Source organism: Acinetobacter sp. 2JN-4, from assembly GCF_003687745.1.
Taxonomy (GTDB): Bacteria; Pseudomonadota; Gammaproteobacteria; order Pseudomonadales; family Moraxellaceae; genus Acinetobacter; species Acinetobacter halotolerans.
On record NZ_RDNY01000003.1, the window covers coordinates 84,515 to 109,915 of the forward strand.

Here is a 25,401-nt window from a genome sequence, read left to right on the forward strand (position 1 = left end):
AAGCAATGTTCAAGACTATTTATGCTGCATTAGAACAACTTGGCTTAACCGCACAGAAACGCGCGATACATATTCAATTTGCCAATCCGAGCTTAAATCAACAAGTCTTCCTCCAAAAAATACAAGGGCAACATCAACTCAATACAGGTATGACAGCAGAACTGATCTGCCTATCAACCAATGCCACCATCCCATTAAAACAATTCATTGGCTCTCAGGTCGCCGTCGATCAAGTCACCGACACAGGCACATTATTTAGAACCACAGGCATCATCACCGAAGCTGTACAAGGGCAAAGTGACGGTTCACTGACCCTATATAAACTCAAACTGCAAGACCCTACTGCACTGTGGCATAAACGCCGTAACAGCCGCGTGTTTATGAATAAAACCGTATTGGATATTGTTCAAACCCTTTTCAAAGAATGGCAACAACGCAGTCCCTTATTCGCATCCAGTCTTACGCTTGATATCAGCGGCGTGACACAAGACTACGATATCCGACCCTTTGTGATGCAAGCCAATGAAAGCGACTACGACTTTATTAGCCGCTTACTCAGAAGCGAAGGTATCAACTGGCTTATCGATGAAGCCCAACTCAACGTTGCCAATAGCAACAGCCCGATCCAAGCCCAAAAACTCCGCTTGATCGATGACAACAACCAATACCAAGCCTTAAATCGAAGAACGATTCGCTACCACCGTAGCAGTGCCACCGAACAATACGACAGCATGACCAGCCTCATTGCGGAACGCTCTCTACAACCGACCGCAGTGCATATCCAACGCTGGCAAGCTGATGCCTTAGAACAAGAAGACGGTGCAGGCAGCGTCCAAAGCAAACATCGGCATAGCGAACAACACGACAATACCAGCTTGGGACTCGAAGATGCATGGCACTTCACCCCAGCATGGATGCAAGACCTCAAAGGCGACGATGGCGCAACTGCATCAGGCAACAACCAAATTGAAAAACTCAACCAAAACCTCGGCCACTACCACGATGCCCAAGCCAAACAATTTATTGCCCATAGCACCGTACGCGATAGCCAAGTGGGCTACTGGTTTAAACTGAACGAACACCCAGAGATCGATCAACACAGCGGATCAGACCAAGAATTTCTGATCATTGCTAAAAACTACTACAACCAAAACAACCTACCCAAAGACTTAAACCAACAAATCCAAAGCTTAATTGACCAAAGTCAGTGGCAAAATAACAGTACCAACTCAGCAGAACGCCAAGCCAACCAACTGACGCTACAACGTCGCAGCATCAAAACCGTACCTGAATACCATTCACTACAACACCGTCCAGCAGCCCATCCACAACGCGCCAAAGTGGTTGGACCATCAGGTGAAGAAATTCATGTCGATGAATGGGGCAGAATCAAAGTCCGCTTTCTGTTCACTCGAAATGACGACCACCAACACGATGGTGGTGCAGGCAGTAACGACAACGATACCGATTCAGCATGGGTTGATGTACTCACTCCATGGGCAGGCGAAGGCTATGGGGCACGCTTCCTGCCACGTATCGGTGAAATCGTCGTCATCGACTTCTTTGACGGCAACATCGATCGCCCTTATGTCACAGGACGATTGCACGAAGCACAACGCAGTCCAACAAAATTCGATGACCAAGGACAACTGCCAGATACCAAAAAACTGGCAGGGATCAAATCCAAAGAATACCAAGGCACAGGTTACAACCAACTCCGCTTTGACGACACCACAGGACAGATCAGCGCACAACTACAAAGCAGCCATGCAGCCAGCCAACTCAATCTCGGTAAACTCAGCCATCCCAAATCAGAAGCAGAAAGCGAAGACCGAGGCGAAGGCTTTGAACTACGCACTGACCAATGGGGCGCGATCCGAGCAGGCGAAGGTTTACTTATCACCACCCATGCACAACAACAAGCACAAGGTGAACACCTCGAAGCGCAAACAGCCAAACAACAACTGGAAGGCAACCAAAACAATGCCAAAGCCTTGAGTGAAGTGGCGAAGAACCAACAAACCGATGAGTTGGAATCGGTGGGGAATTTAAAAGAATTCTTTGAACAGATACAGCAAGATATTGCACGTTTTAATAAGGCTGTACTTTTATTAAGTTCTCCGAATGGCATTGGACTCAGTACCTCAGAAGATATTCATCTATCTGCAGACGGACAACTGAACCAATTTGCAGGGGATAGCATTAACCTAACCACGCAAAAGAATTTGATCGCCCAAGCCAGTCAAAAGATCAGTTTATTTGCAGCACAAGCTGGGATTAAACAGGTCGCAGCAAAAGGTAAGTTTGAGATACAGGCACAAGGTGATGCTGCTGACTTCATTGCGCGAAAACAAATACAAATCATCTCAACGGAAGAGAAAATCGAGATAAGCAGTACCAAAGAAATTGTATTTAAAGCAGGAACATCGGAACTTAAGCTGAATGGGTCGGGGATATTTCCAACAACAGGTGGCAAGTTTGAGGTCAAGGCTGGGCAGCATTTGTTTATGGGGGGACAGAAAGTAGCCATAGATATTCCTTTGATTCCAAATGAAATTAGAAAACAGTTGTTATTACAATACCATGATCAAGAACCAGTTCAGGGCGCAAATTTTATAATTAAATATGCAAATGGGCAGCGTTATTCTGGAATAACGAATAATAAAGGAATTGCAGATATTCAAGATGCACCAGAAGGTGAAGCGGTTATTACTTTTGGTGAAGATCAAAGACCATATCAGGTCGTAGCTATAGCAGATGAAAACCCTGAACATAAAGCAGACTGGGCAATGGATGATTTTGAAGCCTCTTATCAGCAAGCACTTAAGGAAAAGAATAAATGAGTAGTGCAGAGAAGAAGATAGCAATCATTGAAATCGGCTCAGACATTTGGAGTAGAGCGACGCAAGCTGGAAACCAAATTGTAGGTGGTGCGAAACAGGTTAAAGATGGCGTAGTTGCTGGAGGAAAATGGATTGGCGGTGCTTTACAGGGAGAGTTTAACGATAAAGCAACTGTAGGTCAGATTTTTACTGATGCTGCAATAAGTATGTTTCCTATAGCTGGTGAAGTAACTGCCGCACGGGACTTGGTTGCAATTTTAATGAAGATGGCGGATGACAAAAAAGAAGCCTCTGAAGTGATTAATTGGGTCAAAATCATTTTATGTTTATTGCCAATTATTCCGATTTTTGGAGGTATTTTAAAAGGAATTGGTCGTCTCTTAATCACAGTGATGAAAGATGCAACGAAGGTTGCGGAAGTGGCTGCTGCGATACTCGCCTTTTTAAGAAAAATGGGTTATGGCAATTCGGTTCAATTCATTCAAAAACTTAATTTTGCTCAATACCAAGGTAAAATTTTGTCTGAATTTAAGAATGGTATTACTCGGATGAAAGATGGCTTTGCTTTTATTAGCCAGAAAATGGGTGGAGCATTACCAGAGAGTGTCAGTGTTTATGTGAATTCAATGGGGCCAAAATTAGATGAGTTGGGACGTCTTGCAGATAAGATGATTCCTTCAGCTATCAAAGAATTGGATCAAGCATTAAATAAAGTTCGTACTGAGATCATTCGTCAAATGAATGAGGCAGGTGCGAAGATTGGCGGTACTCAGACCAAAGTGATGACCACTGAAGCTCGTCTAAGTTCAACTGCCTCTAAAGCGATTGCAAGTAAAGGGCATACGCCTGCACCTTTGAGTCATTATAAACATAAAGAAGGTTGGCCTGATTTAAAAGGTTATAAAAAACAAGTTATTATTAATGATGAGAAAGTTACTATTTATCCAGATATCCACTCTTTTAGTAGTAAAGCTCCGATTCAACCTAAATTATTGAAAGCAGGATCAAAAGTTCCTTTATTTCGGGTAGTGGAGCAAGTAAATCCTGGGAAATCTGGGGGGTATTGGGCAGAAAAAATGTCTGAAAATGGTAAGGCATGGCGGTTGGATTGTGCTGTAAAAGGTGCATGGAGTACTAATGGTGCATATGTGGTATTAGACCATGTGCCTACTGTTGCTGAAATGAGAAAGCTAGGTATAACTGTACCTGATAATTGGGATGGTTTACGTGTCTGGCGTGGAAAGATTGCAGAACAGCTTGATAATGAGAATAGTTTAGAAAGAGGACATCAGGCCACTAATTTATTACTGCCAGGTGGTGATATTCAAATTTTTATTAATTTTAGAGATCCTCATCATACACCTGTAAAAGAATATATTGATAAAATGATTAAAGAAAAGGCGACAGGTTGGACGGATGCTAAAATTCCTAGTGATGTGGAAACAATGGTTGAATATCTGGAAAAGCGTGAACGATCAGCAAAAATTGTCCAGCAAGGACAAATATTACGGGGAATTTCATCAACTACACGTTCGGGTGTTGAATATCAACAGCAGAAACAATCACAATCTGAGAAACGTTAATCTATGTTAAACCCTAAAACGATGTCACCAATGCAAGAGCAAGAAGCACGAAATAAAGCATTTTATTTAATTAAAAAGTACACAAGTTATACTTTTTTAGATCAGGCACGTGTCTTATACCAGCAATTTTTAGATGCTTTTGAAAGGCAGTTACGAAATCCACCGAAAGAAGTGTTGCAACACCAATATGCAGAGCATTTACAAAAAAGGCATGAGGGTGAGTATGTTCATTACCTAAATAAAATAGTTGAGTTAGAGAATGGTTTGACACTACTTAGAACGACTAAACATAAAAGAGAAGCATATAATAGTTTTTGTAATGTCGATTTTACAGATTGGTTATTTGATCGATATGCTGATGAAAATATAATATATGAAGATCCATTTTATATCATATTGGGTCTAGGTATTTCCAGATCAACTGATATTTTTGAACCAGTAAATTATAAGACTGATCCACTTGGGCGAAAAGTAGAACATACAGGTTCTATACGCTTACTATTAATTGCATTAGCCTATCGTAATATTTGTATGCAGAGTTATTTAGCAGGTAAGGTAAGTGAGCCATTTGCATATATTGATAAAAATACAATACGAAAATCTCAAAAATGGTCTTATGAAACTATTTTTTTCTCTAAAGAATGGCCACCGTTAAGAATTTACCCTGAACCGATTCCAATGTGTCCACCTTTTAACCTAAATCCAATTGGGCAAATAGCTACAGGTGAAGAAGTAACAGTTACGGGTATTTATGAGCCATGGTTGCCAATTAATGGAAAAGTGGGTTGTCCTAACTATTTCTTAGATGGCTCGAGAGCAACAGATTATCAACTAGAAGGCACTGATGAGTGGGTAGATGTCAAATGGCGTTTAATCTGGGAAGATAAACGTTATTTAGATGGAACGATTCCAGAAGAAGAAAAAGCATATGTTTTTGACATTGAGAACATTGGTATCAAAGGTACCCAGACCAATGCTGAGTCTATTGAAAAGTTGAGTATTCGAGCAGGTCAAGTATGCCCAAAAACTGGCTATTGGTTTACGGTCGCACAAGAAAATTCACGTCAATACTTTAAACAAGGTGAGGTCTTACCTGAGATTAAAAATCAAGATTGGGGCGAAGTATATTGGCAGTTTGATGGCGGGTAGATGTTAAATATTGATGTAATTTGGAGGGTGAAAATAATACGTCAATCTAAAATCTGCCTTCAAAAAATCTATTTACTGGAATGTTGCCACCTTTTTAAGGTGATGTGATGGAGGTTAAGTCATGCCTATAATTAATTTTATGTGTTTCTTATTAGGTGTACTCTGTTTCTCTCATTTTAACTCATTCATATTGTTAGTTTTTAGTGTCATTACACTCAGTTTATATTGGTTTTGTTATTATTTAAAATTGAGAAAAATCCAGATTTGCTTGTCTTATATTTATGGAGGCCTAGTAATAGGGTTGCTTTTAAGGTTAACTATCTATTTTTGGCTAAGTAAAAATTATCATTTGTTTATATTACTGCCAATTATTGCAGTTATTCTAATTATTGTTTATGAAGAGTTATTTAAAAAGAATTATTCACTGAATCCTAGTTTTTTTTCTGAGGATAAAAACTTTGAAATAGTCAAAAATAAACAACAGATTGAAGAGTTTTTTAGTAATCCAGAGCGGCTTATTGGTACCTCTATCAACGAAATAGAAAAACCTCATAATGCAGGACTTTGCAATCAGTTTGGGAGTTATGACTTTGGCATAGCTTATCATGAGTGGTATACAGAGAAGCATAAGATAGAAGTGATAACCAAAAATGAGATCTGTACTGAAATTTCAGTTATTGAAAGCGATTTCACTGAGAAATCGCTTCACTCATTCTAATTTAAACGACTATCCCAAAGCACTTTTGCTTTCACCATGGCTTTATCGTAGCTGTTGACAGCGCCCATGGTATAAAGTGCGATTCCCATGGTTTCTATGATTGCCATTTCCCCATACTCATGGGTTTGCTCACCGAGCCAAACAGCTTTGAATACTGCCAGATCTAGCTCTTCTTCTATTGGGCTGCGATCGGGCGTAAGTTTTGGTAATTCATGCTCATAAAGTTCGCCATTATTTATTCCACAAATAAGTGTCTTGGCATCAGGGTTACGTTCAAACTCACCGCCTTCACCTTTAATTACAGCACTATTTTGATAACCTAAACGAAAAGCGGTTTGCTGGTGCGAAGTACGATAAGCAGGATGGAAGATGGCTTGTAAAGTTGCCTTAGCATTAAATGGATTAATTAAACGTGCAAGCGTATGAATTGGAGAGCGCAAACCCATCACATTTCTCAGTGAAATCAGTTCGCTTAAAATAGGTGAAATTGTTTCAAGGGGGAGGTAAGCAAAATTATGAGTTTCTAATTGTTCTTTAACATCTTGTTCATTTTGGCAAATAGAATAGCCTAAGTATTGTAAAACTTGTTCGGTATAAACACGATTAATCGTATGGCCCGATGCACCATGCATCACGATTTTATAACCATGATGAGCCAAGGTCAGAGCCGCTAATAAAAACCACGGATAATGTTTACGCTTACCTGCATAGGATGACCAATCCAAATCCGCTTCAAGTGGCTGAAAATTGAGTTGATCACGGGTTGCTTGTACAAAACCAGCAAGTTCATCGACTGATTCTTCTTTGACGCGTAATAGCATCAAAAATGCACCAAGCTGAACATCTAGAACTTCACCTTTCAAGATCATGCTAAATGCTTGATAGGCTTCTTCATAGCTGAGTGAGCGAGACCCTGTTTTTCCTTTACCCAAGATACGAACATACTGAGCGAAAGGATGTTCTGAAGTTTTATAGATATTTCGTTTTGTATTCATGGTCAGATTGAAGCCATCGCTAGGAGTAAAATTAATATGACATAAAAGTGGAGTGTTTAGCGTAAAAAATAAGTTGAGCTGTTTAATCATTAAGCAATTGTGCGCAAATTTTTACTGGTGTAAATAATATTATTGACCGAATGAGTCTAGTGATTTGATGTAAAAGGAACATGACAGTGCGCTTAAAAATCATTAGCATGGCTGCGGAGTATTTTTTTAAGAAAAATGAAATCGAAAGGAAATAATGATGTTAGCTTACGATGCAGATTTGGAACTCTTCCGCGATAATTTTAAACGTTTTATGAGTGAACATATTGCGCCTCATTATGAGCAATGGGAACGTGAAGGCCTCATGCCACGCTCTGTTTGGACATTATTAGGTGAAAATGGTTTCTTGTGTGTAGACGTGCCAGAAGAATATGGGGGATATGGTGTTCCAACACATTATTCACTGATGTTGGTTGAAGAGTCTGCCCGTGCGGGATATTGTGCATTATCGACAGGTATTTCATGTCATTCTGAAATCGCCGCACCTTATATTCAACATATTGGCACTGAGGAACAAAAGCAGTATTGGCTACCAAAAATGGTATCTGGAGAAGTTGTTGGGGCGATTGGTATGACTGAACCGGGTGCTGGCTCAGACTTACAAGCAATGCGTACCAGTGCTATTTTACAAGATGATCATTATCTATTAAATGGTTCTAAAACCTTTATCTCAAATGGTCAGCATGCCAATGTAGTTGTGCTTGCAGTAAAAACAGATCCTCAAGCACGTGCCAAAGGTGTCTCTTTAATGTTGGTTGATACGCATTTGGATGGTTTTAAGAAAGGTACGAACCTAGACAAAATTGGTCTGCACTCTCAAGATACTTCAGAGTTATTCTTTGACAATGTCAAAGTACCTAAAGATCAATTATTGGGTAATGCAGGTTCAGGTTTCGCATACTTGATGCAGGAATTACCACGTGAGCGCACAGCGATTGCTTCTACGGCATTGGGGGCGATTCGTGGTGCAATTGATTTGGCGACTGCTTATGTGAAAGAACGTCAAGCGTTCGGTCAGGCCATTGCTCAGTTCCAAAACACCCGTTTTGTGTTGGCTCAAGCGAAAATTGATGAGTTAGCGACAGCAGCATTCTACAATCAGAATGTGGCTTTATATAACGAAGGTAAGTTGGATGTGGAAACTGCGGCTGCACTCAAGAGTTTTAGTACAGACATGCAAATGAAAGTTGCTGATAATCTACTTCAACTCTTCGGTGGTTATGGTTATATGAGCGAATATCCAATTTCACGTTTCTTCACAGATGCTCGTATCCAGCGTATCTATGGTGGTACCAACGAGATCATGAAAGAAATCGTGGCGCGCGGGTTGATTGGTAAAGCTTAATTTAAGAATGGATAACTTTTAAATAGCGATTTTAACGTGTAAGTTGAGTTGAATCAGTTAATCTGATTCAACTTTTTTTATATTTAAAAAATATCATTTTATGGGGATAAACTTGTTTCAAAATCAGGAGTTTATTTCGGCACTCGCAAATGATGAGATTGATTTACATATAGTGTGTGAAGAAGATGCTGAAGACATATATGATGCGATCATGGATTCTTTAGCTCATTTGCAGAAGTATCCCGCATCAATTCCTTGGGTATTAAATAAACAAAGTTTAGAGAATACGAAATTATATTGCCAGAACGTGCAAGATAACCTATCAAAAAATAAGGATGTCGTGTTTGTTATTCGACATAAGAAAACAGAACGGTTAATTGGTCTGGTTGGGTTGCATAATCTCTGTTGGGAAATACCCCGACTAGAAATTGGTTTTTGGGGAAACATCGTATTCAATAAACAAGGTTTGATGAAGCAGGCGATACAACGCTTACTTGAGGTTTTACAGGTGCATTATAATTTTAAACGTATAGAGGCTCTTGTTGATCAAGAAAATCAAGATGCGAGAACGTTATGTGAACGACTTGGTTTCCAATTAGAAAGCATCATGCCAAACGCGCTTAGAAACCCAGTTGATAGGTCTCTGCGCCATTTATGTGTCTATACAATCCTAACTGAATAATTCTCATTTTTCTTACATATAAAGCACAGGATTGTTTTGTAGTTTTTGGTGGGTTTTGATTGTCTTGACTGCTTTTTTGAATATTGACCCCATAGTAAAAGAGTTAAAACTCAGCGTGTTTAATGTATGAAAGTCTTGTTATACTAGCTCAATTGAACAATTCATTGATGAATTGTAATCCATTCTTATAGATGATTTTGCTGAGGCTGCATTCAATGGTAAACGATGGACAAAATACATCGACTTCACTTAATTTAGAACAAATTCGTAACGATATTGATAGTGTTGATCAACAAATCCAAGAGTTACTCAATCGTCGCGCTACGCTGGCAGAAACTGTCGCTAAAGCGAAGTTTGCAGCCGAAGATAATCCTTTGTTTTATCGTCCAGAACGTGAAGCTCAAGTCTTACGTAAAGTGATGGAACGCAATCAAGGTCCTTTATCTGATGCAACCATGGCACGGTTGTTTCGTGAAATCATGTCTGCTTGCTTAGCGCTCGAAGCTCCACAAAGTATTGCATTCTTAGGGCCTGAAGGTACATTTACTCAGTCAGCCGTACTTAAACACTTTGGCCAAGATGCGATTGTGCGCCCATTACCAACAATTGATGAGGTGTTTCGTGAAGTAGAAGCGGGAAGCGCACATTATGGTGTGGTACCTGTCGAAAACTCATCTGAAGGGATTGTGAATCACACACTTGACTGTTTTAAAGCATCGACCCTAAATGTGATCGGGGAAGTTGAATTACGTATTCATCATCAATTTCTTGTTTCTGAAAATACTCGAAAAGACAGTATTAAACAGATTTATGCGCATCAGCAAACATTGGCGCAATGCCGTAAATGGTTAGATGCACATTATCCAGGTGTTGAACGTGTTGCCCTAAATTCCAATGCAGAAGCTGCGCGTCGTATCCGTAATGAATGGCACTCGGCTGCCATTGCGTCTGATATCGCAGCAAGCATGTACAATCTTGAGATTTTGCACAGCAATATTGAAGATAATCCGGAAAATACAACGCGTTTCCTAGTGATCGGTCGTGAGAAAATTCCTCAAAGTGGCAATGATAAGACCTCGTTGTTAATTTCAGCACATGACCGTGCAGGTGCTTTATTGGAAATTCTTGCACCTTTTGCAAAACATCAAATTAGCTTAACCAGCATTGAAACGCGACCAGCGTTACCTGAAAAATGGGCATACGTATTCTTTATCGATTTAGAAGGGCACATCGATCAGGAAAATGTCGCTGCTGCACTTGATGAAATTCGTCCGATGGTGAAAGAGTTGCGTGTTCTTGGTTCTTATCCAATCGCAGTTTTATAATCTGTTTTTTCGTATGGGTAGGTGAATGAGACATCTATCCATATCCAAGTCGTCTCATTGGGCAAACATCTTTTATGTCTCAACCATTATTTAACAAAGTCGCTTTTATTGGGCTTGGGCTGATCGGATCTAGTCTTGCACGTGTGATTGTGGCAGAACAACTTGCAGCTCAAATTGTGGCTTCAACACGTTCAAAAAAAACATTAGCAGACGCACAAGCATTAGGTTTAATTCAACACGGTTATGCAAATCCTGAGGAAGCGGTACAGGGGGCAGATTTAATCGTTTTAGCACTCCCTGTGCGGGCAACACAGAAAGTCCTTGAGCAGATCAAGCCTTTTCTTGCGGATAATGTCATTATAACGGATGTCGGTAGTACCAAAGGCAATGTTGTAGATGCCGCTAAAGCCGTCTTTGGTGAAAATCTACCAGCTGGATTTGTACCAGGGCATCCGATTGCAGGCGCGGAACATACAGGTGTGCATGCTGGTAAAGTTGATTTATTTGCAAATCACAAAGTGATTTTGACGCCTCTTCCTAGTAGTGCGGATTGGGCAGTTGAGAAGTTGATTCAGCTTTGGTCAGCGGCGAAAGCAGAAGTGATCTGCATGGATGTGACCAAGCATGATGAAGTGTTGGCTCATACCAGTCATTTACCACATTTGATGGCATTCAATTTAGTGGAACAACTGGCGAATCGTGAAGATAATTTAGATATTTTCCGTTATGCTGCGGGTGGTTTTAGAGACTTTTCACGTATCGCAGCCAGTGATCCGCAGATGTGGCATGACATTTTCTTTGCCAATAAGACTGCAATTTTGAAAGCTGTTGATGGTTTCGAACAGCAGTTGTCAGTTTTAAAAAAATTAATTGAACAGGAAGATTCTCAAGCGTTGATGGGTTTACTTGGTCATGCCCAAGCCGCTCGTCAACACTTCAACCATATGTTAGCCAATAAACCTTTGATGGAGAAAAATAAGGTGACACAGCAATTTAGTATTTTACCGGGAAAGAAAACATTCTCAGGTAAATTCACTGTACCGGGTGACAAATCTGTGTCACATCGCTCTATTATGTTTGGTGCTATTGCCGAAGGTACAACGCACGTTACTGGTTTCTTGGAAGGTGAGGATGCATTAGCAACCCTACAAGCGTTCCGTGATATGGGTGTAAGCATTGAAGGTCCAAAGAATGGTGAAGTCACCATTCATGGGGTTGGTATGCACGGTCTAAAAGCACCTGCAAGCGCACTGTATATGGGTAATTCAGGTACCAGTATGCGTTTATTGTCAGGTATGCTTTCAGCGCAAAAATTTGATTCGGTGATGACGGGCGATGCATCGTTATCTAAACGTCCGATGGAACGTATTGCCAAGCCTCTTCGTGAAATGGGTGCGCAAATCCAAACCACAGGTGAGAAAGGTACACCGCCAGTCAGTATTACGGGCAGCCAAGCGTTAAAAGGGATTCAATACCACTTACCAATGGCTTCTGCTCAAGTGAAATCTGGCATTTTATTGGCTGGCTTATGGGCAGAAGGTGAAACTTCTGTGACTGAACCTGAACCTACACGTGATCATACCGAGCGTATGCTACGGGCTTTTGGCTATGATGTGAAAACTGAGGGCAATAAAATTTCCCTTGTTGGTGGCGGTAAATTAGTGGGTACGGATATTCAAGTACCTTCAGATATTTCCTCGGCTGCATTCTTTATGGTCGGCGCTGCAATTACTGAAAATGCAGATGTTGTCCTAGAAGCCGTGGGGATCAATCCAACACGTACGGGTGTAATTGAAATTCTTAAGCAAATGGGTGCAGATATCAGCGTTGAAAATGAACGTATCGCTGGTGGTGAGCCGATTGCTGATATTCATATCAAAGGGTCGAGAACATTAAAAGGTATTCACATGCCTGAAGATCAAGTGCCTTTAGCAATTGATGAATTCCCTGCATTATTTATTGCCGCTGCTTGTGCAGAAGGTCAAACCGTTCTTACTGGTGCAGCAGAACTTCGTGTTAAAGAATCAGATCGTATCCAAGTGATGGCAGATGGTTTGAAAATCATGGGAATTGATTGCACACCAACTGAAGATGGCATCATTATCGAAGGTAAAGGTAAGTCAGGTGATTGGTCAGCAATCTTCTCTGGTGGTGAGATTGAATCACATCATGACCATCGTATCGCCATGAGCTTTAGTATTGCTGGTTTACGTACTTCAGGCGAGATTACCATTTTGGGTACAGAAACGGTCGCAACAAGTTTCCCAACCTTTACTGAACTAGCAAATACAGCGGGCTTAGATTTACAAGTTGTGAATCCATAATACATTTTGCTTAACGCTAACAGTGATCATGTTTGAAATAAAACCGAGTTAAGCAATTAGCTCGGTTTTTCTTTTTCTATCGTTTAGTTTGTAAATCACACTGCATAAAACTCCGCTTGAAAATAAGTATTTAACGACAAGATCTTAATTGGAAAAATCTCGATAAAAATAACCAAAGAGTGAGAAATTATAGGTCAATATGAAAATTTTATAATAAGAAACAATAGTAAATCTAGAAATGACTAGAAAATTTTACCAAATGTTCTTTGCAAAAAATAAAAAGACAGGAATAATGGCGGAAGAGCTGTATTTTCTTATGTTTCGAGATTTAAAAAGGGATGGTGAAATGGAATTAGATCGTTTTGATAAACAAATTCTTGAAGTTTTGACGCACGAAGATGTAAATCTGAATGAATTGTCAGAACGCATTAATCTATCGGTAAGTTCTGTCCATCGACGTATAAAAAACTTGATTGAATCAAAAGTAATGGGGCAGCTTAAACGAGAAATTAACTTCAATAAATTAGGCTTTAGCTTGCATATTCTTTTGCAGGTCTCATTGAGTAAACATGACAGCGAAACTTTTGATAAGTTCTTAGCCGAAATTGAAGACATACCAGAAGTAACGAATGCATTTTTAGTTACAGGGCAAAGTGCAGATTTTATCTTAGAGCTTGTTGCACGTAACATGGATGACTACAGTGAAATCTTGTTACGTCGTATCGGTAAAATTGATAGTGTTGTTGCTTTACATTCAAGTTTTGTGATCAAAGAATACAACGTATTTAACTGTTATAAACTTTTAAATAAGCTATAAAAAATGCATCCTAAGATGCATTTTTCTGACTTTTTAATGATTAAGCATCTAGCTGTTCTAAGACTTCTTCAGAGAATTCAACGTTGGTATAAACGTTTTGAACATCATCTAGATCTTCAAACATATCAATCATTTTCATGATGAGCTTAGCTTGATCGATATCTGTGATTTCTGCTTTGGTTGATGGACTCATCACAACTTCTGCATTATCTGACTTTAAGCCAGCAGCACTTAACGCATCTTGCACGTCACCGAAACTTTCTGGTGTTGTGATCACTAAGATCTCATTTTCTGAAACCTCAATATCTTCAGCACCTGCTTCTAATGCGACATCCATAATTTGATCTTCTAAAGATATATCTTCAAAAGTAATTTCACCGCGTTTGGTAAACATATAAGCAACAGAACCAGAAGTTCCTAAGTTACCGTTTGTTTTAGAGAAGCAATGACGAACATCTGGTACTGTACGGTTTAAGTTATCTGTCATCGTCTCAACGATCACTGCAACACCACCAACACCATAGCCTTCGTAGGTGACTTCTTTTAAATTATCATTATCATCGCCACCAGCACCGCGTTGAATTGCACGGTTGATGGTGTCGCGTGTCATATTGACTGAAAGTGCTTTCTCGACTACAGCACGCAGACGGGGGTTGCTTGCCGCATCTGGACCGCCTAATCTCGCGGCAGTTACGATTTCACGGATATATTTAGTAAAAACCTTGCCGCGACTTGCATCTTGTTTGGCTTTACGATGCTTAATATTGGCCCATTTTGAATGACCCGCCATGGAAGTAACTCCAAAAAATTTAAACTCAAAAAGTGACTGAATATTAGCATAGCGATGGTTTCGTTGAAAACTATCGGCACCCTATATTCAAATCTAAAATCTTGCTCAACCTTCAAAGATTGATCAATTAAGGGCGATTACTTAGCTAATTTTTACATCTATTCCATATTCGGCATAAAGCGCTTTAATTTTTTCTAAGTCTTGTTGTAGATCGTCTGGATAGATTTTACCTAAAATGCCACCTTGCTTTGTTCGAGGGTTGGCGTACATCAATATGATTGGAACATTAGCCGCTTTTGCGATATGCCAAAAGCCTGTGCGAATGGGTTTGCGTTCCTCGGTGCTTTTTGCACGCGTTGCTTCTGGTGCGATCACAAGGTTAAAGCTATCGTTCTGGTTAAAAAGCTCAACCATTTGCGTCACGATATCTTTACTTGCTTTACGATCGACGGCAATACCACCGAGACGTTTCAAAACAGGTTTTAAAGGACCTTTGAATAGTTCTTTTTTGATTAAGGTGTGGATTTTTAGTTCTAAAATTTCAAATAAAGCAAGAGATAGGATGGTATCTAGATTGGACGAGTGTTCAAACCCAATGATAACTTGCTTCTTCTCTAAAATTGTTGGATCAACGTTGTATGTCCAACCTGTCGCTTTAAAGATGGATTTTCCTAAAATTTTTCTCATGGTTATCATCATTACAGTTTCGTGTCAGCAGTGTAATATGAGTTTTGAGGAAAATATATATCCGAATATTTAGGATTTGTTGATGTAATTGGTTAACGAAATCCAATAACAGTGTAGAGATAAAATAGAAAAACCCTCTAAACGCATGGTTTAGAAGGTTTAATATTTGGTGGGCCCACCGTGACTCGAACACGGGACCAACGGATTATGAGTCCGCTGCTCTAACCAACTGAGCTATAGGCCCTATAAAATTAAATCATATTTGATATGATTTATAGTTGCCTGATCTTAGTCAAATTTAACTTAAATTACAAGCAGATGATTTTATCAAATCACTAAAAATAGTGTGTAAAATCAAAACTGAGCTGATTCTATCTGATGTTTATGTGTTGAGTAAAGACAATATTGTGCAGTTTTGATCATTTTCAAGCCATCCAAACTTCATTTTGTTTTGTGATATTGGTGCGATCAGGTCAGGATAGTTCAATGCTTATCCAACTTTGATTTGCGGTTGAATGGTTTTATGGTTTAATAAATATATGAACAACAAATAAAATGAGAAAAATATGAAAATAGCATATCTAGGTGGGTTTAAAGATGGTGAGGTTCTTGTACTGCCAGCCGAGTTAAATGATCCTGTGCAGTTAAATTGGGTGATTCAGCATGATGATGTGAGAAAGGCAGAGCAGGACTTGGTTGACCACTCAAACAGGGATTTCACTTTGACCATGAAGAAGAGCCTGATCAATTACAATTTAATGCTGTTAAAGAAAGATAAAGAGACTCGTCTGTTTTATGTAGAAGAGGGCTTATCAAAAGTAAAAATTTTAGAGCGGCTGAATGAACATTGGAAAAAATCTCAATTGATCGGTTTCGATTTTGATTGATCAAATTTTATTTTTTTAAAAAATTTTTGAGTTTGAGCATTTGACTTATAGTATTCACATAAGCTCTTTATTAAATTTTAGCCTTTTGAAGATTATATGAATAACAGAAAATATTTATGATTTGATTGATGTGCTATTAAATCAAGCTAAGATGTTATTTTTAATAGCACATGTCAATTTTAAATAATGATTTGAACCTCTGCTTTAGTAATAACTCGCGATAATCACTGCACTCCTTTCATCGGGTAGGGGCTCTACTTTGATTTCAGTTATACTGTTTTTCTGTGATTGATTATTTAAATCTTCTAAAGATGTTGATTGGTTATTTATTTTCTTAAATAAATCGTTAATTCTCTCACAATCGGGGTTGTGGTGATGGGTTGTACATGTATCTTCAACAATATTGCCGTTAATGTGAATGGTTCCCGTTGCAAAGCTGATTGTCGAAATTGATATCAATGAGAATGCTAATAATAGTTTATATGATTTTTTATACATGATTATTTCCTTTTATCTATGTATATATTATTAATTAACATGGAAATTATTATGAAGGCAATATCGTAATAAAATATTGATTAAATTAATTTTTTAAATGTGATGTGGTTTTGGTTTTATCTTTTTATTGATAGTTTTGTCTACTTCCTGGTTGTGATAACTACATCACGAATTTTGTTTTTAATGTGAATTTTTGGTTTTATAAGGGATTTTAATTGATAGTTATAAAAATGATGAAATATAACGCTTAATATTAATGTAAAAAACCCAATCTTAAGATTGGGTTTGAATTTTTATTGTTTAAATAGTATTACCACAAATGTCTGTTGTACCTTGCGGATAATTAAACTGCAAAGCATTGCGGTCAGTGATTAGCTCTGATAAAAAATCCAATCTTGCGAGTTTATCAGAGAATGTACCATCCCTATCAGAACCAACCAAGCTACGAATGTCAAAACCTATATTTTTCAATGGGGCAGGGAGTGTTCCTTGATACCCTTGATCAACGCCATTGACAATAAATCCGACCTGTTTGGTGTTTTGGTTGATATATATCTCTATACGATGGTATTTACTCTGATAGTCAGTCATCTTACTGTGATAGCCAGCAATTGAGTTATATTCTGTACCATCGCTATTTTGGTAGTTGAAAGAGTATGACAAAGAAGGTGGATTTTCACCAAACTCAGGATCAGCGCCACCTGCTATGAAATTATAACTAGATTTTACGATATAACTATTTTCTGTGACGCCACTAAAATTAATATCAGCTATATAAGATGAACCAGGTTCACCATAGTAGCCACCGTTCAGTGGAGCACCAGGAATATCGAGCTGCATTTCCAGTGCAAGAATCCCTGTTGCTGGTAAGTTGAAATCACCTAAACCATCTTGTAAGTATGGAAAATATGGAGAATTTATTGCCGAATAAAACCTTGCTTTACTGGTTGCTAAGTATTGTAAATAATTAAAAGTACTATACTCAGGGTCATTATTTGAAAAATATGGAGGAGCAACAGTTAAGCTAAACTTCTGCCCATTGATGTTTGGAAATATACCCATCAGATAATCTGAATTTTGATTGTTCCATAAATCATCATAATCTTCTTGTGTGGCATCAAAGTTATATTGACATGTTTGGCTCTGGTTTAGACTACGTAAACTTAAGCTTGTCGATGTTGCTGCTCTAGATTGGGGAGTCGTGTCGCTTTGTGAGTTATTTTGATTTTCACCGCAGCCAAGCAGGGCTAAGCTAAGCTAATCGCCAATATGCCAATTTTTTTCATTGATGGTTCCTATAAGTTAAGTGGTTTAAAAATTTTTAAAATAAAACTAAAAGTTCATACTTTTTAATGAGTTTGAATTTTTTAAAATGAAAATTTCAAGATCTTTAGTCTAATTTTTATAAAAAAAGACCCCCTTTTTTAATGGAGGTCTTATAAAAGATTAATCGTATTGGACGGTTACTGTTGCCATTGCACGAACAGTACCAGCAGTTACATTGGTTGCAGTCTGATAATAGCGAGCTGATAATGGAATGTTATATTGAACAGTTTGGTTAGAGTTAACAGTACCAACTTGTAATTTATCACCTTTACGAATCACTTGATTTTTATTTTGATACTTCCACATTAACTGAACACCCACACCATTTGCTTTGGTAGAGTTTGGTGCTGTATTTGCCATGACTTGATTATTAGTACCATCTTGTGGAAAATCAAAGTCTAAGCTAATTTGATTTTTTTCTTCATATCCAGTTGGGTTTTGACCGCCATTACAAAGAAGATTTAAATCAAAAGATTGCTCACCTTGAGTTGAACCAACACCGCTAAAACCTGATTTCATCACAGTGGGAAGCTGAACGACTTTGTTAATATTACCTTGTAGCTCACAAGATGAAGATGCAATCGTAATAGCATTAGCAAGTACTGTACTCGTCAAGAAGGGTTGTTGAGCATTACCATTAGTATAATAACTACTATATTGCCCAGGAACCAATGCACCCGAACCTGTTTGTTCTGCTATTTTAACAATTTCAACGACAAAATAACCATTGGCTAAGTTATAAGTGGTGTTATAGTTCAGTCCGCCACGTGTATAAGGGTAGTAACCAGAGAAATTACTGGCATTTTCAGCTTCTCGGTAAAGACGAATTCCAATTCCAGGGATATTGGTATTATAGATATTATTCCCCTGAGAACTAAGCGGATAACCTTGATTTAATTCGGCAATAAGGTAGTCGCTAGAATTGCAGTAACGAGCTCTAGTGTTTGTTGGACCTATGGAAAAAGTAGCTTTTCGTAGGATTTTTCCAACCTCATCACTTGGACGAACAACCACTCGTCCTACAGACATTTTCACATCATTAGGTTGATAGTTGTAAATAGAGCATCTTGCATGTGCTTCACTATAGATACCAAGACCTGCGGTAAGCAAAACACTATTTAAGAGTAATTTTTTCATTTGCATACTGCCTCGGTCATGATCATGCTTTGCTGATCGTTAGAAATTTGCGCTGTAACGTCATAATCAAAATTGCACTGTTCATTGGCATCATCGCCCCATTTTACGTACAAATCACCTTTTGGTTCTTGAGTACGTAAATACACCATACTACCTTGAGCAACGATTCCAATCGCTTCGTCCTTATCGTTAAAGACTTGAGCAGCAAATGGTAAGCTTTCACCAGTTGCAGTTTTGGTATTGATGTAAATGGCATAACCTTTCTTGGTAGAGAAATCAACTTTAGCAATTGCACCTGCAAAAGGAGCAATACGTTGGCTCGTTTCTTCCAATTCAACATTGGTTGACATTTCTTGTGGGTCAAGGGTGATGTCATTTAAGCGATAAGGTGTTACATATGGGATAACTGCATAACCTGATTTATTAATACTCAAACCAGTTGTATTATTTACTTTTGCCCCAGCAGCATCAGGTGCATAAACCAGTACCATGGTTTGACCTTGTTCTGGACCAAATAGGATTCCTTCAGAGTGCGCAACAATATTACCGCTAACACTCACCATTGCTTGTTGATATGTATCCGCAACGCTATAAGAACCGCCCACTGTAGCAAAGTTAGTACGATAACGAGCATTGGCGTTAAAGCTTGGATTCTGTCTATCTTGATGCGATACAGATGAGCCGTAACTGAAACGATCACCAACCATACCACTAAAACCTACGGTACGGCTGTCTTCAGAAACGTTGGCATTGACATTGACTGAGCTCTTTCTGAAATTAATCGGGAAAGAAAGAGTCATTAAATATTCAGTGTCACGTGTTTGACTACGCGAACCATATTCAATTTCACGATTGGTCGCTGAAAGACCATAAGTTAAGCCATGATAGTTATTACTATAACCGATCTGATATTGGCGACTCGTTTCATTTCGATTCCAATAGTCATTCCAAGAACCAACCATATAGACGTTACCCCAACCATCAGGTAAACCTTGGTTCAAGGTAATTTGGAACTCGCTACGTTGTTTACCAACTGCAAAAGTATTGACACCTTTATTTTCAAGGTCACGAATTAATAGCGCATCACGTAATTTATAATAGTTTTCAGTAGAATAACGATACGCCGCCAAGGTTAAATTGGTGTTGGTTGGAGAAATAAGTTTACTGTAACTTAAACGGAAACTTTGACCAGATTGTGAGCCTTGTTTGTCAAAATCTGCATTTGAATGTGTTGCATCAAGTGATACTGCACCAATCGGGGTAGCAAAGGCTGCACCCAATAAAATAGCGCTATAGTCTTCAGCCAACTGGAAACCAGTATAACCTGTCAAATAGTTATTAATACCGCGTTGGTACTTACCTTGAGTTGTCCAAGGGGTTAAATCAATATCGCGATCACGGAATTCACCAGCCGTTAATGAGTAGCGGCTGAGTCCAGGACGTAGCATTTGTACAACTGAAGCATATGGAACAGCGAATTTTTGGACTTCTCCATTTGACTCAATAATAGAAACTTCAAGCTCACCACCAAAACCAGTAGGGTAGAGATCATTAATTTCAAAGCTACCCGGTGCTACAGTCGTTTGATAGATCAACTGACCTTGTTGGCGCACTTCAATTTTTGCATTGGTTTTTGCATTACCACGAATACGCGGTGCGTAACCAAGCATACTATTTGGTAGCATGCGATCATCGCTTGAAAAATCTACACCACGATAACCAAATGAATCAAACAATTCACCGTTGGTAAAACTATCACCAAGCGTCAATACACCACGATACTGTGGGAAAGCGCGCTGTAAATAAGTGCTAGTTGCTTCGTAATTAGATTTTTTCTTGGTTTTTGAATCGAGTTCACTTTGTTTGCCATCTTGCCATTGCCACTGACCATTGTGACGAAGTTGCCAACCTGCAATATTTGCTCCAGCAGAAAGAGCCATGAAAGCATTTGTGGTTTCTTTATTGTCATTTGCACGATTAAAAGTTTTATACGCACTACCACTATAAGATAAAAATCCTGCATTAATGCCTCGATCCCAAATACTTGGATCAACATAGCCTTGAGCATTTTTCTGTAGTGCAATTTGTGGAATAGAAATGTCTACACGTAGGCGAGAAGTATCAAAATCATAATACGCATTTTCAATCCATTCTTCGATCTTGTAGCAAGCATTTGGAGCAGCAGACTCTGTACGATTGACAAGTACTTCTTGTTTTACACCGTATTCAAGTAATGAACTTGAAGTAAAACAGGTAAATGCATTTTGATTTTGTTCAGTTGAACGGAAAACCATTCTTTTTTTACCAAACCAGTTGCCGTTGATATAAACGTCAAGACTATATTCACCTGGTAAAACTGGGTTGCCATATTTGAAGCGTGAGACATCTACTTTTTGTGCATCACCTATAAGGAAAACAGAATCAAACTCTGCTTCCATCGGCGCTTGTTTTGCTGTCTCTTCTACCGCATATACAGCCACAGGCATCGTAATAGTGATTACCCCTGATGTGAGGTAAAAACAAACTCGACGCTTTAAGAATTTAGCTGTTGCATTTTTCTTTGACATAATACGTTCGCCTATTCAACGATAGGTACAAAATCATCTATAGAGTGGGAGTGATTTACTTGTTATTGAAGTTTGATCTGATGTTCAATACGACCACCGTAATCATTGATATTAATAAAACTAAGTTTTTCAACACTTGATGTTTTCAATTGAACTTTGTCTTCAGAAAATGGAGATAGCATTAAACCTTTAGGAAGTAGGTCAACAGTTTTTCCTGCATTTTTCTGATATATCGATGTCATTGTGACATGGAACGGTGTTGGATTTTTAACAATCAAAGTCTGTCCGCTTCTAGACCACTGTAGTTTTTCTCCTGCTAGATTTGCATCTTCTTTAATACTTGCAGGGCGATAGAAAAACTTAATACGTGAACGAATCGCTAGTTGTAGGAAGTTATCTGGAACTTCCTCTTTTGCACCAGCTTTAGGTCTAGGTGGAATATCAAGTACGTTTAACCAATAAACCGTTTCTTTTTTCTGATCGATTTGAGCTGCATTTGGCAGAGCTGAAATACGAAGCGATTGACTCTTAGTTGGATCAACACGAGAAATCGGTGGAGTAATCATAAAAGGAACTTTTGATTGGTCTGGTGTGCTTTTAGCATCACCCTCATCAATCCAAGCCTGAACAAGAGATGGCTTAGAACCATTGTTACTTACTTGCAAGGTTACTTCACGAGCATCGGATGGATAGATTACTCGAGTACCATGTAAGATAATTTCTGCATGTGTGGTATTTGCGACAAAAATAGAAGACATCGCTAGGCCTAGCAAAAAATTGTAACCGTTCAGTGCCATTTATATTTACTCTACTGTTGCATGTTTTTTTATTGAAAACTGCGAGTTTTTAAGTGCATAAAAACCCGCAGAAATTTATCAAAGATTATTGATAAATAATTGTGTATTGAACTGAAGTATTTACTTGACCAGCAGTAGAAGCGCCAGTTGCATAGTATTCAGCATAGTAGTTAAGGTCAGCAGTTCCACCTTCTACAACGTCAACCCATTGAGAGTTAGATTGAGCACCAGAAGCGCCAGCAGCAAGAACTGGAATAGCTTGGTTGTTGTCACCCAATAATTGAACATCAACGTTTTTAGCACCAGCAGCGTTTTGGTTAAGTAAACGACCAGTATTGAAATCAACAGTAGCACCTGGTTCGAAGTAAGTAGCAACCTTACCTTCTGAACAGTTACCTAAGTTGATTTGGAATGGTGTACGACCAGCAACATCACCTGCATTTGCAAGAGTTTGCTTAGATACAGTTGGAAGAGTTACAGTAAAATCTTTACCTGCTGGAGTCACGATGTCGCAAGTTTTGTCAGTTACTAAACCATTGATTGTAATAGTACCATCAGCAGCTTGTACATTAGCAATACCTACAACTGAAAGTGTAGCGATCAAAGCAAGTTTTTTCATAATAATATCTCGAATACATCAGCTAAAAAATTGAATTAGATTACTTTTTCAGGTTATTTTTGCGCCGAACAAGTAATGAGCGAAATATACCAGTTATTAAAAAAAATGCAAACTCCGTCACAAAAATAATTTTATTAATCATATATTATACAATTCCTAAGTAAGTCCCTGTTTATTTTTATCTTTTCATTAGAAAAATTAATCTTATTTGTTAGTTTTATGAAAAATCATGCAAAAAACCATTAATTTTTTTAAGTAAAAATTGAGTAAATGTTTATTTTTTGTTCAAAATTTAGCTTTTTTTATATGAATTTTTTATGACAAACATTAAGTGTTGAGACAGTTTTTTGAATTTTGAGTCAAAAAAGTTCGGCATTAACAAAAATGCTTAATTGGTTTTAAGAATTTCTTAAGATTGGGAGCTTAGTTTTTAAGCATGGTCTGATGGTAAAAACACCAATAAGGAGATTTCGATGAACATGCTTTATACCCATAAACCAAACTACTATTTCTTTGCTCATAAATTTGTCCTGTTTTTAGAGGGCTATCTAAAAAGTCACTCTACAGAACAACAGCGTACTAGTTTTAATTTACAAACGATTTATGATTTGTTTGGTCATGATCGAGCTTCAAGTACAACAAATCTAGAAGGCATTTTAAATATTGCAGATGAATATGTATTCGACACTGATGAAGGGCAGCAAGCATTGATTCGTGCTTACCATGTGCATTTAGATAATCATGTACTGACTTTGGAGTTTAATCCCAAAGCGGTTGCATGCTTACAAGGCGGGCAAACCATCGTCAGCCCACAAGCGGCTTAAGCTGAGCGAAGTAGACAAAATTCCTCGTTGATACACTGAGTCAATGATCTTTTAGCTCAGTGTTTTTTTATCGAGCTGATTTCAAGTCATCGATTGGTTATGATATCTATATCAAATCAAGTGATCAGAATATTGTGATGGATAAAAACTTTAACTCTGAAACGTATACTGTAGATGAAAGTATTAGCGATACCATTTTGTGGTTGATGCATCATCAAGAGATCTTTGATTCATTTCATTTTGATGTGCATACGCAAGAGTTGTCTGTGACACATGCAGCAGGGGTGGATATCATCCGGATTGGCATGTTTTTGAATGCCAAATACGGCATATTGGTTACATCAATTTAACACTAGTGATTTATTTAGAAAAAAGCCTTGTCGACTGACAAGGCTTTTGAATTTATGCGCTCATGGCATCTACTGTGAGTTCAGCAATACTTGGTTTCGGTTTTTCAGCAGTGAGACCGAGTTTAGCAAACAAGAGTTGGTCTTTACCTTCACCTGCATTTGGTGTGGTTAAGAGCTTTTCACCAGAGAATAACGAATTAGCCCCAGCCATAAATGCCAGTGCTTGATCAGAATCACTTAAAGACTCACGGCCAGCGGATAAACGAATATAACTATGCGGCATGATGATACGTGCAACAGCGATCGTGCGTATCCATTCAGTTACTTCAAGTTTTTCAACATCAGCAAGTGGTGTACCTTCGATTGGCACAAGCATGTTGATCGGCACGGACTCAGGATGAACAGGCATAGTCGCAAGTTCATGTAATAAACCAATACGATCATTACGGCTTTCGCCTAAGCCCACAATACCACCGCTACATACTTTCATACCTGCCTGACGCACATGATCAAGGGTGTCCAGACGATCATCAAAGGTGCGGGTACTAATAATATGTGAATAATATTCGCGGGATGTATCTAGGTTATGGTTGTAATAATCTAAACCAGCATCTTTTAGGCGTTCTGCTTGAGATTGATTGAGCATTCCTAAGGTCATACACGTTTCTAAACCAAGTGCTTTCACTTCACGTACCATTTCCAGTACATACGGCATGTCACGTTCATGCGGATTACGCCAAGCTGCACCCATACAGAAACGAGAAGAACCCGATTCTTTTGCTGATAATGCTTCACGAATGACTTTATCTACTGCGATACGTTTTTCAGCTTCCAATTTAGAATCGTAGCGAGCAGATTGTGAGCAATACTTGCAGTCTTCAGGGCATTTACCTGTTTTAATAGAAAGAAGCGTACTTACCTGAATCGTATTGGCTTGGAAATGTTGACGATGAACACCTTGCGCTTCAAATACTAAGTCTAAAAATGGTTGATCATATAGGGCTTGGATTTCATCACGAGTCCAGTCATTACGTACAGTCATTGTTATATCCATGATGATAGATTACGTTTGTTGAGATTAATCATACAG

At 38.5% G+C, this 25,401-nt stretch carries 22 protein-coding genes and 1 tRNA gene; 12 read left to right on the forward strand and 11 right to left on the reverse strand.

Going from position 1 to position 25,401, the window contains the following annotated elements:
* The first annotated feature begins 5 nt into the window (after positions 1-5).
* From EAH57_RS05610 to EAH57_RS05625, 4 genes are all read left to right on the forward strand, one after another.
* Positions 6-2,843 carry a type VI secretion system Vgr family protein gene (locus EAH57_RS05610; RefSeq protein ID WP_121929202.1) on the forward strand — a complete coding sequence of 946 codons (2,838 nt, stop codon included), beginning with the start codon at positions 6-8 and terminating at the stop codon, positions 2,841-2,843.
* Positions 2,840-4,426, forward strand: a complete 1,587-nt coding sequence (locus EAH57_RS05615) for a hypothetical protein (RefSeq protein ID WP_121929203.1) — start codon at positions 2,840-2,842, stop codon at positions 4,424-4,426. The genes EAH57_RS05610 and EAH57_RS05615 overlap by 4 nt, the downstream gene beginning before the upstream one ends.
* Positions 4,427-4,429: 3 nt before the next feature.
* On the forward strand, positions 4,430-5,575 hold the full coding sequence (locus tag EAH57_RS05620) for an Imm72 family immunity protein (RefSeq protein WP_121929204.1): 1,146 nt from the start codon (positions 4,430-4,432) through the stop codon (positions 5,573-5,575).
* A 121-nt stretch (positions 5,576-5,696) separates the two neighbouring features.
* Positions 5,697-6,293: a hypothetical protein gene (locus EAH57_RS05625; protein ID WP_121929205.1), complete on the forward strand. Its 597-nt coding sequence runs from the start codon at positions 5,697-5,699 to the stop codon at positions 6,291-6,293.
* On the opposite strand, the gene EAH57_RS05630 is transcribed toward EAH57_RS05625, so the two are convergent.
* A complete protein-coding gene (locus EAH57_RS05630) occupies positions 6,290-7,288 on the reverse strand; it encodes a glycosyl transferase family protein (protein WP_121929424.1) in 999 nt (332 codons plus the stop codon). The two genes, EAH57_RS05625 and EAH57_RS05630, sit on opposite strands and share 4 nt — an antisense overlap.
* A 247-nt stretch (positions 7,289-7,535) precedes the next feature.
* Here EAH57_RS05630 and EAH57_RS05635 point away from each other — a divergent pair, with 247 nt between their 5' ends.
* The 5 genes from EAH57_RS05635 (at position 7,536) to EAH57_RS05655 (ending at position 13,829) form a co-directional block, all read left to right on the forward strand.
* Positions 7,536-8,681 carry an acyl-CoA dehydrogenase family protein gene (locus EAH57_RS05635; protein ID WP_121929206.1) on the forward strand — a complete coding sequence of 382 codons (1,146 nt, stop codon included), beginning with the start codon at positions 7,536-7,538 and terminating at the stop codon, positions 8,679-8,681.
* Positions 8,682-8,793: 112 nt separating this feature from the next.
* Positions 8,794-9,363 (forward strand): GNAT family N-acetyltransferase, encoded by a 570-nt coding sequence (locus EAH57_RS05640; protein WP_228200037.1) that lies wholly within the window; start codon positions 8,794-8,796, stop codon positions 9,361-9,363.
* A gap of 215 nt (positions 9,364-9,578) precedes the next feature.
* A complete protein-coding gene (pheA, locus tag EAH57_RS05645) occupies positions 9,579-10,688 on the forward strand; it encodes a prephenate dehydratase (RefSeq protein ID WP_004670744.1) in 1,110 nt (369 codons plus the stop codon).
* 74 nt (positions 10,689-10,762) lie between these two features.
* Positions 10,763-13,012, forward strand: coding sequence for a bifunctional prephenate dehydrogenase/3-phosphoshikimate 1-carboxyvinyltransferase (locus EAH57_RS05650; RefSeq protein WP_121929208.1), 2,250 nt, complete (start codon positions 10,763-10,765; stop codon positions 13,010-13,012).
* Positions 13,013-13,358: 346 nt separating this feature from the next.
* Positions 13,359-13,829, forward strand: coding sequence for an Lrp/AsnC family transcriptional regulator (locus tag EAH57_RS05655; protein WP_004670748.1), 471 nt, complete (start codon positions 13,359-13,361; stop codon positions 13,827-13,829).
* Positions 13,830-13,869: 40 nt separating this feature from the next.
* On the opposite strand, the gene EAH57_RS05660 is transcribed toward EAH57_RS05655, so the two are convergent.
* The 3 genes from EAH57_RS05660 to EAH57_RS05670 all read right to left on the reverse strand — a co-directional run bounded on the left by EAH57_RS05660 (position 13,870) and on the right by EAH57_RS05670 (position 15,550).
* The gene (locus EAH57_RS05660) at positions 13,870-14,619 is read right to left on the reverse strand and encodes a YebC/PmpR family DNA-binding transcriptional regulator (RefSeq protein WP_121929209.1); all 750 of its coding nucleotides are present in this window, start codon (positions 14,617-14,619) and stop codon (positions 13,870-13,872) included.
* A 141-nt stretch (positions 14,620-14,760) separates the two neighbouring features.
* Positions 14,761-15,306: a 1-acyl-sn-glycerol-3-phosphate acyltransferase gene (locus EAH57_RS05665; protein WP_121929210.1), complete on the reverse strand. Its 546-nt coding sequence runs from the start codon at positions 15,304-15,306 to the stop codon at positions 14,761-14,763.
* A 167-nt stretch (positions 15,307-15,473) separates the two neighbouring features.
* Positions 15,474-15,550: transfer RNA gene (locus tag EAH57_RS05670), tRNA-Ile, on the reverse strand.
* A 322-nt stretch (positions 15,551-15,872) separates the two neighbouring features.
* Here EAH57_RS05670 and EAH57_RS05675 point away from each other — a divergent pair.
* Complete coding sequence (locus tag EAH57_RS05675) at positions 15,873-16,193, forward strand: hypothetical protein (protein ID WP_121929211.1); 321 nt, start codon at positions 15,873-15,875, stop codon at positions 16,191-16,193.
* Between the two features lie 204 nt (positions 16,194-16,397).
* On the opposite strand, the gene EAH57_RS05680 is transcribed toward EAH57_RS05675, so the two are convergent.
* The 6 genes from EAH57_RS05680 to EAH57_RS05705 all read right to left on the reverse strand — a co-directional run bounded on the left by EAH57_RS05680 (position 16,398) and on the right by EAH57_RS05705 (position 23,137).
* Positions 16,398-16,691: a type 1 fimbrial protein gene (locus tag EAH57_RS05680; RefSeq protein ID WP_121929212.1), complete on the reverse strand. Its 294-nt coding sequence runs from the start codon at positions 16,689-16,691 to the stop codon at positions 16,398-16,400.
* A gap of 300 nt (positions 16,692-16,991) precedes the next feature.
* On the reverse strand, positions 16,992-17,936 hold the full coding sequence (locus EAH57_RS05685) for a DUF4882 family protein (protein WP_416240487.1): 945 nt from the start codon (positions 17,934-17,936) through the stop codon (positions 16,992-16,994).
* A gap of 201 nt (positions 17,937-18,137) precedes the next feature.
* Positions 18,138-19,154, reverse strand: a complete 1,017-nt coding sequence (locus EAH57_RS05690; RefSeq protein WP_121929213.1) for a fimbrial protein — start codon at positions 19,152-19,154, stop codon at positions 18,138-18,140.
* A complete protein-coding gene (locus tag EAH57_RS05695) occupies positions 19,151-21,721 on the reverse strand; it encodes a fimbria/pilus outer membrane usher protein (RefSeq protein WP_121929214.1) in 2,571 nt (856 codons plus the stop codon). The genes EAH57_RS05690 and EAH57_RS05695 overlap by 4 nt, the downstream gene beginning before the upstream one ends.
* A gap of 62 nt (positions 21,722-21,783) precedes the next feature.
* A complete protein-coding gene (locus EAH57_RS05700; RefSeq protein ID WP_121929215.1) occupies positions 21,784-22,518 on the reverse strand; it encodes a molecular chaperone in 735 nt (244 codons plus the stop codon).
* A gap of 85 nt (positions 22,519-22,603) precedes the next feature.
* Positions 22,604-23,137, reverse strand: a complete 534-nt coding sequence (locus EAH57_RS05705; RefSeq protein WP_005053481.1) for a fimbrial protein — start codon at positions 23,135-23,137, stop codon at positions 22,604-22,606.
* Between the two features lie 473 nt (positions 23,138-23,610).
* Here EAH57_RS05705 and EAH57_RS05710 point away from each other — a divergent pair, with 473 nt between their 5' ends.
* Both EAH57_RS05710 and EAH57_RS05715 read left to right on the forward strand, forming a co-directional pair.
* Positions 23,611-23,961, forward strand: a complete 351-nt coding sequence (locus EAH57_RS05710) for a hypothetical protein (protein ID WP_121929216.1) — start codon at positions 23,611-23,613, stop codon at positions 23,959-23,961.
* 137 nt (positions 23,962-24,098) lie between these two features.
* Positions 24,099-24,311 (forward strand): hypothetical protein, encoded by a 213-nt coding sequence (locus EAH57_RS05715; protein WP_121929425.1) that lies wholly within the window; start codon positions 24,099-24,101, stop codon positions 24,309-24,311.
* A 52-nt stretch (positions 24,312-24,363) separates the two neighbouring features.
* On the opposite strand, the gene bioB is transcribed toward EAH57_RS05715, so the two are convergent.
* Entirely contained in the window at positions 24,364-25,353 is a 990-nt protein-coding gene (bioB, locus tag EAH57_RS05720) for a biotin synthase BioB (protein ID WP_004670766.1), read from the reverse strand.
* Positions 25,354-25,401 lie beyond the last annotated feature (48 nt).